Source organism: Mesorhizobium sp. M2C.T.Ca.TU.002.02.1.1 (genome assembly GCF_003997225.1).
Window position 1 is genome coordinate 1 of sequence record NZ_RZTO01000152.1, and the last position, 9,968, is coordinate 9,968.

Annotated in this window: 14 protein-coding genes and 1 pseudogene; 5 read left to right on the forward strand and 10 right to left on the reverse strand. The window is 63.9% G+C overall.

What is annotated here, in order from left to right:
- From EOD07_RS10920 to EOD07_RS10945, 5 genes are all read right to left on the reverse strand, one after another.
- Positions 1-579, reverse strand: a 579-nt coding sequence (locus EOD07_RS10920) for a MarR family winged helix-turn-helix transcriptional regulator (RefSeq protein WP_164772168.1), incomplete at its 3' end; no start/stop codon positions are given.
- A 100-nt stretch (positions 580-679) separates the two neighbouring features.
- Entirely contained in the window at positions 680-1,048 is a 369-nt protein-coding gene (locus EOD07_RS10925) for a TfoX/Sxy family protein (protein ID WP_127235446.1), read from the reverse strand.
- Positions 1,049-1,138: 90 nt separating this feature from the next.
- A complete protein-coding gene (locus tag EOD07_RS10930) occupies positions 1,139-1,735 on the reverse strand; it encodes a glutathione S-transferase (RefSeq protein WP_127235447.1) in 597 nt (198 codons plus the stop codon).
- Positions 1,736-2,004: 269 nt separating this feature from the next.
- Positions 2,005-2,373, reverse strand: a complete 369-nt coding sequence (locus EOD07_RS38110; protein WP_206519456.1) for a hypothetical protein — start codon at positions 2,371-2,373, stop codon at positions 2,005-2,007.
- Positions 2,374-2,799: 426 nt separating this feature from the next.
- Positions 2,800-3,309 (reverse strand): DinB family protein, encoded by a 510-nt coding sequence (locus EOD07_RS10945; RefSeq protein WP_127235448.1) that lies wholly within the window; start codon positions 3,307-3,309, stop codon positions 2,800-2,802.
- 71 nt (positions 3,310-3,380) lie between these two features.
- Here EOD07_RS10945 and EOD07_RS10950 point away from each other — a divergent pair, with 71 nt between their 5' ends.
- Positions 3,381-4,007, forward strand: a complete 627-nt coding sequence (locus EOD07_RS10950) for a TetR/AcrR family transcriptional regulator (protein WP_348627751.1) — start codon at positions 3,381-3,383, stop codon at positions 4,005-4,007.
- 46 nt (positions 4,008-4,053) lie between these two features.
- Here EOD07_RS10950 and EOD07_RS10955 read toward each other — a convergent pair.
- A pseudogene (locus tag EOD07_RS10955) lies at positions 4,054-4,284 on the reverse strand (transposase); the annotation flags it as partial.
- 492 nt (positions 4,285-4,776) lie between these two features.
- Between EOD07_RS10955 and EOD07_RS10960 the strand changes: the two are divergent.
- The 3 genes from EOD07_RS10960 (at position 4,777) to EOD07_RS10970 (ending at position 7,120) form a co-directional block, all read left to right on the forward strand.
- Entirely contained in the window at positions 4,777-5,277 is a 501-nt protein-coding gene (locus tag EOD07_RS10960) for a hypothetical protein (RefSeq protein ID WP_127235449.1), read from the forward strand.
- A gap of 191 nt (positions 5,278-5,468) precedes the next feature.
- Positions 5,469-5,873 carry a YciI family protein gene (locus EOD07_RS10965; protein WP_127235450.1) on the forward strand — a complete coding sequence of 135 codons (405 nt, stop codon included), beginning with the start codon at positions 5,469-5,471 and terminating at the stop codon, positions 5,871-5,873.
- The gene (locus EOD07_RS10970; RefSeq protein ID WP_127235451.1) at positions 5,870-7,120 is read left to right on the forward strand and encodes an RNA polymerase sigma factor; all 1,251 of its coding nucleotides are present in this window, start codon (positions 5,870-5,872) and stop codon (positions 7,118-7,120) included. The genes EOD07_RS10965 and EOD07_RS10970 overlap by 4 nt, the downstream gene beginning before the upstream one ends.
- 228 nt (positions 7,121-7,348) lie before the next feature.
- On the opposite strand, the gene EOD07_RS10980 is transcribed toward EOD07_RS10970, so the two are convergent.
- The 3 genes from EOD07_RS10980 to EOD07_RS10990 all read right to left on the reverse strand — a co-directional run bounded on the left by EOD07_RS10980 (position 7,349) and on the right by EOD07_RS10990 (position 8,751).
- Entirely contained in the window at positions 7,349-7,801 is a 453-nt protein-coding gene (locus tag EOD07_RS10980) for a hypothetical protein (RefSeq protein WP_127235452.1), read from the reverse strand.
- Positions 7,802-7,931: 130 nt separating this feature from the next.
- Complete coding sequence (locus tag EOD07_RS10985; protein ID WP_127235453.1) at positions 7,932-8,294, reverse strand: DoxX family protein; 363 nt, start codon at positions 8,292-8,294, stop codon at positions 7,932-7,934.
- Between the two features lie 34 nt (positions 8,295-8,328).
- Positions 8,329-8,751 (reverse strand): VOC family protein, encoded by a 423-nt coding sequence (locus EOD07_RS10990; RefSeq protein WP_127235454.1) that lies wholly within the window; start codon positions 8,749-8,751, stop codon positions 8,329-8,331.
- A gap of 184 nt (positions 8,752-8,935) precedes the next feature.
- Between EOD07_RS10990 and EOD07_RS10995 the strand changes: the two genes are divergently transcribed.
- Entirely contained in the window at positions 8,936-9,691 is a 756-nt protein-coding gene (locus EOD07_RS10995; protein WP_127235458.1) for a helix-turn-helix domain-containing protein, read from the forward strand.
- A 15-nt stretch (positions 9,692-9,706) separates the two neighbouring features.
- On the opposite strand, the gene rlmJ is transcribed toward EOD07_RS10995, so the two are convergent.
- A partial coding sequence (gene rlmJ, locus EOD07_RS11000) for a 23S rRNA (adenine(2030)-N(6))-methyltransferase RlmJ (RefSeq protein WP_127235455.1) occupies positions 9,707-9,968 on the reverse strand: 262 nt, incomplete at its 5' end.

Below are 9,968 nucleotides of genomic sequence, written 5' to 3' on the forward strand. Positions count from 1 at the left end.
GTTGACGGTGACGATCGCGCCGCGATCGGTATCGACCATGCCGCCGACACCGACGCCGATACCGAAGGGCGTGCGCCGCGCCTTGGCCAGCGTGCTGCCGACGCATTCGGCAATGGTCTCGATGATCGGCTGCACCGGCCCGTTGCCGTCGGGCAATGTCATCTTGCGCTCGGCTTCGATCTTGCCGTCGAGCGTCGAAACACAGGCATGCACCGCATCCGGCATCAGCAACACGCCGCAGATCGGCCGCGCCTTGGGCGAGAACCAGAGCGGACGGGCCGGCTTGCCGCCGCCGGGATTGGCGGGAATGGGATCGCTCTCAACCAGAACCTGGTCGTCGATCAGCGGCTGGACGATGCCGGAGATGGTGGTGCGGTTGACGCCGGCAAGCCGCGCCAGCTCGGCGCGGCTCGTCGGGCCAAGGTCGAACAGCGCCTGCAGCACGCGGCCGCGATTGGTCGAGCCGACCATCGAGGACGACAGCAGCGCCTTGCGCGGCCGCGCCGCCCGCTCCACGGAATCGCCGGGCGGCATGAAGGCGTGTGCGCCGTTGGAGCTGTCTTCGTCGGTTTTGGTCATTGCCCGGTTGTCGCGCCGCCATTCTCGAAAACCTTTCTAGCCCAGCAGCTTGCCGGTTTCGAGAACTTTGTACGAGAAGGCAACAAACTTGATGATCGGCTTACGACGACTTCCTTGCCGCCTTTGCCTTCGCCGGCAGCGTCCCGACGAAAGCCAATGCGCGATCGAGCCAGCCGGCGAGATCGGCATCGGTTGCCGTGCCTTCCGGCGCGACACGGATATAGCCTTCCATCGAGCGCCCGCCCATCTCCATCGTGCCCGCATGAGGAAGTGCCGCGGCGGCCGCATGCGCGTCCTTGCCGACGCGCACCAGAAGCCCGCGCTTCGAAGTGCCGATCAGCATGTTGCCGTCGATCATGAAGCAGGTGCCGCCGAACATCTTCTGCTCGGTGAAGGCGCGCTTGCCGAGAGCGGCGCGCAGGCGTGCGACCATCGGGTCAGGCGCGACGCTGGTCGAGAGCTTTGCCATGCTCACCACTCCGACTTGGGTGATGTCATGCAAGCATGGAAGCGGGAGGGGTTCAAGCTAACCAATCTCCGAGGGGGAGATCAACTGTATCTACCCCGGCACGCTGCCTTTCAGTTCCGGGAACTTCTCATCAAACCTCGCGGCCCAGCGGACCAGACGTCCGCGGCCCTTCTCCCATTGGCCGGAAAAGCGCAGCGCTAGGTAGCCAAGCGTTGCGCGCAGCGCCATGTGGCCGGCGGTGATCTTCTTCGGCAGCTTAGGCGGGTTGGCGTTGATGAGGTCGAGGGCGGTGGTGATCTTGCCCCACTGGCGATCGAGCCAAGGCTGATAGACCATCGCCTCCGGCCGCGTGCGGCGCTCATAGACCATCGACAGCGCGCAGTCGCAGATGCCGTCGGCAAGCGCCTCCAGAACCTCCGCCTCGAGCCGCTTGTCCGGATTGCGCGGGAACAGCGCGTTCTTCGACAGGCGATTGAGATGCTGGGTGATGGCGCGGCTGTCATAGATCGAGCGGCCGTCCTCCAGCACCAGCGCCGGGATCTTGCCGAGCGGATTGGCCGAGATCAGTTCGGCGGGCTTGTCCTCCGTCTTGACCGGCACGAGGTCGATGGCGATGCCGGCATAGGCGGCCGCCATGCGGACCTTCGAGCTATAAGGGGATGTGGAAGCATAGAGCAGTTTCGGCATGATCGGGTTCCCAATTGTTTGCGGCACTGTTGACCGACCGGGGTCCGAAGGGCAACGGCCAGCGGGCCGATCCGGATCAGCCAACGCTGTTTGCCTGCGCAGGCGCGCCAACAAAAAAGCTCCCGGAAGTTTTGCTGGCAGCAAAATTTCCGAGAGCTTTAGGAGGAGCGTCCGCTCCGACTCCGCCCATTCTGACACCGAATTGGCGAGAGGGGTGCCTGGTGGCACCCGCCCTCACCTGTTTGCGCCAGCCAAGCGAAGCTACGCGATTACTTCTTGGCGGCCGGCTTCTTCGCCGGAGCTGCCTTCTTCACGGCTGCCGGCGCCTTGGCGGCGGCGGCCTTCAGCGGAGCCTTGGCTGCGGGCTTGGCCGCTGCCTTCGCTGCCGGCTTCTTGGCGGCGGGCTTGGCTGCTGCCTTGGCCGCCGGCTTGGCGGCTGCCTTGGCGGCGGGCTTTGCCGCGGCCTTGGCCGCCGGCTTCTTGGCGGCGGCGGGCTTGGCTGCTGCCTTGGCCGCCGGCTTGGCGGCTGCCTTCGGTGCCGCTGCCTTCTTCACTGCTGCAGGTTTCGCGGCAGCCTTAGCTGCCGGCTTCTTTGCCGGCGCTTTCGCTGCCGGCGCCTTGGTTGTCGTCTTTGCCATGCGATGCCCCTTGCGTTTTGCCAATGGTCGTGAGTGACCCGGCGTGTCTATGCATATCTGACTCGCGACTGTCTAGCCAGCGAAGCAACACAATGATTTTCAGTTATTGAATTTTGGTTACACGAAGATGCATCTCATCGAAAATTTGTGAGCGAATCTGTCACTTTCGAAGTGACGGCCTGCCGCACAGATCTTCGCGCGACTTCTATCACCCGATCATCCATCCATGCGCGGCATAAGCTTGTATCAAAAATGTGAGCAAGGTGCTCACAATAGAGAACATGCCGCCGAACGCCGGCTTCATCTTGTCCAGCGAAAACATCTACAGATGAACCGGCCAGGTGAGACGATCAAAGCTTGGACGCTTAAAAGTGAGCTTCAAGCTCATATTTCAGCCCCGCCACCAATCTTTATTGCCGGCTTGCGTTAGCCCTGCAGACGGCGCGCCGGCTCGGAGCGATGCAGATGGACGGCATAGGTGTCCCAGGGCGCCGAGACCGCGACCGCGGCCAGCATGCGGCCGATCTCGCCGCGATGGTAACCGCCGTGCAAGACGACATGGGTCAGCATCTCCTGCCTCGTCATGCAACCCTTGTCGCCGTCGGTGAAGGTGAAGGCGACCAGGTCGGCAAGCCCTTGCTCCGAAACGGTTTCCAGATAATCGAGATACCAGCGATCGACCTCGGCCAAGGCGACGCGCAGCTCGAGCGGTTGAGGCGTATCCGGCGTATTGTCGCCCGCATAGCCATGGGCGACACCCTTCAGATGCGCAGCGAAAATCCGCGACACGACGTGAATGTGGTTCATCAGACGGAACGCGGCGTGGCGTTGTCCGGCGTCGCGAGCCGGATCCATTCCGGCAAGCCTTTCCACGAGCTCATCATTCGCCCAGGCCTGGTAGGCGAGCAGGCTTTTCAGCAAAGTCTTGGCACTCATCCTTGCGGCCCCATTTGCGTTGGCGAAATGAATGTGAGTATCCTGTTTATATTCTCGGGAGACGGGCCAGCATGTCTACTCGCATTGCAAAGCCGGCCGCACGCATGCGCAAGCAGCCGCGCCAGGCGCGTTCGATCGCCACCGTCGAGGCAATCATCGAAGCCGGTGCTCACGTTCTGAGCGAGCTCGGCTGGGCGGGCTTTTCCACCAACAAGGTGGCGGAGGCCGCCGGCGTCAGCATCGGCTCGCTCTATCAATATTTCCCCGACAAGCTGGCTCTGGTCGAAGCGGTCCGGCGCCGTCACTTCGATCATGTGCTGTTGGTGATTCGCGAAGCGGCTGCGGACGAGAAGCCGCTCAAGCAATTCGCGCGCGAGCTGGTGCGCGGCATGATCGGCGCGCACTCGATCCATCCGACGCTGCATCAGGTGCTGCTCGACGAGGTGCCGGGCGACCGCGGCTCACGCGCCGCGCATGCCTCGTTCCAGGCGCGCTATCTCGAACATTACGCGGCCGCCGTCGCGCAATATCGCAAGCGCCGCAAGGACACCGAGACGATGGCGCGCGTACTCTCCTCGGCGGTCGAAGGCGTGATCCACAACGCGGCACGGCGCAACATGCTCGACGCGCCGGAGCTGCAGAAGCAGCTCGTCGAGCTGATCTGCGCGTATGTGTCCGGCCAAGGCGTGCGCGTGTGACGACGGCGATGTCCCGCGGTCCACACAGTGCCCAGGATAGATCGAACTAGATCGCCAAGAAGTTTTCGGCCGGCTTCTCATAGCGGATGGCGATCCTGCGGAAGTGCTTCAGGCTCCGGAAGAACCGCTCGATCAGGTTACGCCGACGATACAGCCATTTGCTGAAGGAAGGCTTTGACCTTCGATTGGACTTCGGTGGAATGTTGGCAAATGCTCCTTTCTCTCGGAGGGATGTCCGAATCCGATCAGCGTCATAGGTCGTGTCGGCCAGGACGATTGTTCCGGCAAGCAGATGACGTCCATCAGCCAGACCCAAACATCTGCCTTTCGCCATGGCGCGCCGGAACGCAGCACCCAGAAGATGCCGTTCAGCATGCGCCGGTCGTCTACACGTGGCACGCGCCACTCAAAGTCGGTCAGGCCGTATCGGCTCCTGCGCAGCTTGAATCAACTTACGCCACTCTTGGAAAGGTACAGCCGATCAACCAGCGGTCGCTAAGGAAGGCTGCATCTTTGGTCACGATGCTTGACGCCAAAGCTGCCACGGTCCATGTGGAACGCGTCGAAAATGGCAGGTCGGTATTAGGTGAGCCCCGGCCACTGTTCTTCGGAACAGTTCTTCCAGCCCCTCGCGGGGCCGCGGACCTCGACGGAAGCGAGCGTATCAGCCCGCCCGTTGTTGCTGCGCGTTTTTTTGCCCATGGCATCGTCGGATCGGTTGAGCGCCTCTGTCAACCAAGTGCTGCGGCACGGAGACGAGGAACGTCCCATGTTCACCGACTACATTAAATATCTTCCCCTGCTCTCGATGTGCGGATGGATCGCGATGTTCGCATCCAAGCACAAAAGCCTGTTCCTGGGCGACAGCATGGGCCTTCTTTACCACCTTGCGCTGGTGCCGGTGGTGGCACTGCTCCCCGGTAGCGCCGAAATCAAATTCGCCGGATACCTGTGGTTGTTCAGTGATGCGATGGTCGACATGGCCTCGATCAACGGTGCCGGGCACCAGAATGTTTGGACGGCACGGATGTGCGTGCATCTGCCGGCATCGATTTGGATAGCGGGTGCTTCCTTCGGCATGACAGGCGCGGCTTGCTTCATCGGCGTTCTTCTGGGCGCCGGCCTTTTCCTGCACGCCCTACTCGGACCACGCATCGAGCACACAAAGCAGGTTCTGTTCGTATTCGTCTTCCCTGGGATGATTGCTTGGCTGTTGTCGGTTGCCTATTGGCTCGGAGCTTTTTCCGCGACTGTTCCCGTCGGTCACTAAGCGATCTTCGGTTGCCTCGCGGGCGGGTCATGGCCGCTTGCGAGGCCTATCAAACAAGCAGGATATCGGGACGCAAGTTCCACCGTCGTTCCCGTTTATGGGTTCACGACCTAATTTTTTGCACTGTTGTCGATTCCGCCGATCCTCGTTCGTCGTAGGATCGAAGCAACCCGATCGAAAGGAAGATACTGATGCGCTTCATGATGCTGATGATCCCCGGCGGCTATGCGACTGCGGCTCCCGACGTGATGCCGAGTGCCGAGGCGGTGGAGGCGATGATGAAATACAATGAGGAGCTGAAGCGGGCCGGCGTTTTGCTTGCGCTCGATGGGCTGCATCCGCCGTCAGTTGGGGCGCGGGTGTCTTTCAAGGGCGGCAAGCCGGCTGTCACCGACGGCCCCTTCGCGGAGGTCAAGGAAGTGCTCGGCGGCTACTGGATGATCGACGTACGTTCGCGCGAGGAGGCCATCGAAGGGGCCCGCCGCTGCCCCGCCGGGGACAATGACGTCATCGAGGTCCGTCGCGTTCAGGAGATGAGCGATTTTCCCGAGGATGTCCAGAAGGCGGCCGAAGGTTTCAGCGGGCTGAAGAGTTGACCGCAGCCGCGGCCATCGAAGCGGTCTGGCGGATCGAGCAGCCGAAGCTCGCCGCCAGGCTCACCCGCACCCTGCGCGATGTCGGGCTGGCCGAGGAGGTGGTGCAGGATGCCTTCGTGCTGGCGCTGGAGCGCTGGCCCCGCGACGGCATTCCGCATAACCCGGCCGCCTGGTTGACCCGGGTCGCCACCAACCGGGCGCTCGACCGGCTGCGCCGTACCGTGCTGATCGATGGAAAGCATCGGCAGCTGTACGTCGATCTTGCGGAGCTGGAGCGCGCGATGCCCGACATCGAGGCGGCGCTCGATGAGGATATCGACGACGATCTGTTGCGCCTGATCTTCACCTCTTGCCATCCGGTGCTGCCGGCAGAGCAGCGCGCGGCCCTCGCCTTGCGGATGCTCGGCGGGCTGTCGACGCCGGAGATCGCACGCGCCTTCCTGGTGCCGGAGGCCACCGTCGCCCAGCGCATCGTGCGCGCCAAAAGGGCACTACGCGACGCTGGCATCGCCTTCGAGACGCCGCGCGGGCAGGAGCGGCGCGAGCGCCTGGGGGCCGTCCTGGAAGTGATCTATCTGATCTTCAACGAGGGCTATGTCGCGTCCTCCGGACCGGACTGGCTGCGAGCCGATCTCAGCGGCGAGGCCCTGCGCCTCGGCCGCCTGCTCGCGACGCTGATGCCGGAGCAACCGGAGGTGATCGGACTCCTGTCGCTCATGGAGCTCAGCGCCTCGCGCTTTGGCGCCCGCACCGACGGCGCGGGCAATCCGATCCTGCTGCCGGATCAGGATCGCAGCCGCTGGGACTGGTCGCTGATCCGGCGCGGCCTCGACGGGCTGAAACGCGCGATGACGCTCACGCCGACGCCAGGTCCCTATCAGCTGCAAGCGATGATTGCCGCCTGCCATGCCCGCGCGATGAGCGCGGCCGACACCGACTGGATCGCCATCGCCGCTTATTACCAGGCGCTCGCGCTGGCGGCCCCCTCGCCGATCGTCGAGGTCAACCGTGCGGTCGCGGCCGGCATGGCGTTCGGACCGGCGCAAGGACTGGCCATCGCCGATGCGTTGCGGGACGAGCCGCGGCTCAAGGATACGCATCTGTTGCCCACGGTGCGCGGCGACCTGTTGGCCAAGCTCGGACGGATGGAGGAAGCGCGCGCGGAGTTTCGCCGCGCCGCCGACTTGACCGGCAATGAGCGGGAGCGCGCGCTGCTAATGGCGCGGGCTGCTGGTGGAGACGTTTGATAAAAAGTCAATCAGTATGGGTCGGAGGGACAGCGCCCCCCTCTGCCCTGCCGGGCATCTCCCCCATACTAGCGGAGATCAGATGGCGCGCCGGCTTTCGCCAATCGCCAACGTTGCGGAATGAGCTGGACGCCGAAGCTGCTAATCTCCCCCCTCGTGGTGGAGATGGCCGGCAGGCCAGAGGGGGCGCCATAGAGCGCCGGCCTCAATGTCTACCGGCCGCAAAAATTACCGCAGCACGCGGCAGCGGCCGTTATAGACCAGCCAGCGGTCGAAGCCCGAGACGCAGAACTCGACATTGTCGCCGATCGAGGCAAAGCCCTGGCCTTCCTCGATCAGGTAGAAGATCGAGCGGTCGCGGCCATCCGACAGGTTGACGATGGCGCGGCAATAGTGGCGGCCGATCGGCCATTCGTCGCTCGCCGGCTCGTAGCGATGCTGGCGGATGTTTCGGAAATCGGTGATCGCGACGTCCGGCAGATGCGGCACGTGATGCACCTGGTAGGAGAAGCGGTCGGTGATCTTATTCAGCACCCAGCTTTCGCCGCAGACGCTGCCATCGTCGCCGCTGTAGACGGAAAGGTCGGCGGCCTGCGCCGCCTGGGTGAAGCCCAGCGGAGCGGCAAAGGGAGTGGACAGCGCAACCAGCGCGGCAAGAGCGGAATGGGCGAAGCGAGTCATGACAGCCTCTCGAGGTCGGTTCTCCGCACTGTGCGGATTCGCTTGGCGGCGGTCAAGCGGTCGTGAATAAAGGTTTTTCGGAAGAGACTTTTGGGGGTTCCGCAAACTTCGTTCCAGGCTTCATCCGCCATCAAAACGTGCCGGCAAGCAGCAGCCCGCCGATGACGGCAATGTTGATCAGGAAGGCGTTGCGCAGCACCTGGCGCTCCGGCTCCGCGCTCGCCCAGAAGCGCAGCAGCATCGCGTTCGTCGCCAGTGTGAAGACGACCAGCGCGCCGGCGGCGAAGGACCGGGCCATGCCGATGGCAAGCAGGAGACCCGCGATGACCTCGACCGTCGAACCAACGGCCAGCATCAAGGCCGGGGCCGGGAATTTCTGCGCGGCCAGATAGTCGCGCATCGCCCCGAATTTCAGGAAATGCTCGATGCCGGCGAAGACGAACACGCCGCCGATGAGGAGAGCGCCAAGCGCTTGAATGGTTTGAACAGGCATGGCGACCTCCTCTCGATGATAAACGTCGCTCCGCTCAGGCCTCGGGGACGAAGGCCGGGTTGCAGACGACTTCCCACAGGTGATCGTCGGGATCCTGGAAGTAGCCGGCATAGCCGCCCCAGAAGGTTTTCTGCGCCGGCTTGACCACGCGCGCGCCGGCCCTGACGGCCTCGGCCATCACGGCGTCGACCTCGGCCTCGCTGCCGACATTGTGGCCGATGGTCAATTCGGTCGGGCTGCGGCCGCTTTGCGGCACCGTGGCATCCCAAGCGATGCTGGCGCGCTCGTAGATGGCGAATTTCAGGCCGCCGGCGAGATCGAAGAAGGCGACGGCGCCATGCTCGAATTCGCGACCGATGATGCCTTCGGTGGGCAGGCCGAGGCCGTCGCGATAGAATTTGAGGGAGGCTTCCAGATCGTCGACGCCGAGCGTCAACACGGTGATGCGAGCTTTCATTTCTCTCACTCCCTTCTATATTCGTGACCACAGCCGCAAACGGATGCGGTTCTGATGCGAGCGCGTGAAGCGCGTTGAAGTTCCACCCGTTTTGTCATGGATGACGTGGCCGGCATTGAATATTTCGGCCAAAATAACCGTTGCACCGATCCGGCAACTCCCGCTGGAGCAGATCGGAGAGAGAATGGAACCGGTCCTGGCGCAGACCACCGGCTTGTTTAGCGAACGGCCCGCCGCTGGCGGCCTGGCCGCCGCCTTCCGTGCGGTCTGGGTCCACCGCATGGACGAGCGCGCCGTTCCACCCATCGTCATCACGCCGGACGCGACGATCGACCTGCAATGGATCGACGGCCGCTTCCGCGTAGCCGGGCCGGACAAGGAGCCGCAGATCGAGCGGCCTGCCGCCGGCGCTGTGATCGTGGGCTTCCGCTTCCGTCCGGGCGCAGCCGCCGGCTGGTTGGGCGTGCCGGCCGGCGAGATCGTCGGCGGGCGGCTCGACCTCAGCGATTTGTGGGGCACGCGTTGTCGGGAGCTTTCCGACCGCATCAGACCGACGCACAACCTCGCCGAACTGGTTCGTCACCTGGAAGAGACGATCGGAGGACGCACGGAAGGACGCGACGCGCTCGACCCGCAGATGGATCGGGCCTTCGGCGTCATCCACGAAGGTTTGCCTCCGGAAACGCCGCTGGTTCCGTTCCTGCAACGCCAGCTGCATATGAGCGAACGGACGCTGCGACGCCGCTTCGAGGACGCCTTCGGCTATGGCCCGAAGACGCTCGACCGCATCCTGCGCTTCCACCGGTACCGGCGCCTGCAACGACAGCAAAGCGATGCCTCTACCGCGCTGCTGGCGGTCGAGGCCGGCTATACCGACCAGGCGCATCTGATCCGTGAAAGCCGGCGGCTGACCGGCGTGACCCCCTCGGCGCTGGCTTAAAGCGACGCGGACGCCCTACTCGCCTGCCAACCACTCCAAGATCCAGCGCGACGGCTGCCGGACGGCGAGTACCTTGTGCAGGGCCGGCAGCAACAGCCGCAATTCGCTCTCCAGCGTATAGGGCGGGTTGACCACCACCAGCCCGCTGCCGTCGAGGCTGGGCTCGTCCGAGGCGGGCCGTATCTCGAAGGCGATGTCGAGCAGCTTCGGGATGGCGGTCTCCCTCAGCGCCGCGCGGAAAGCGGTTACCGCCTTGCGATCCTTGATCGGATACCAG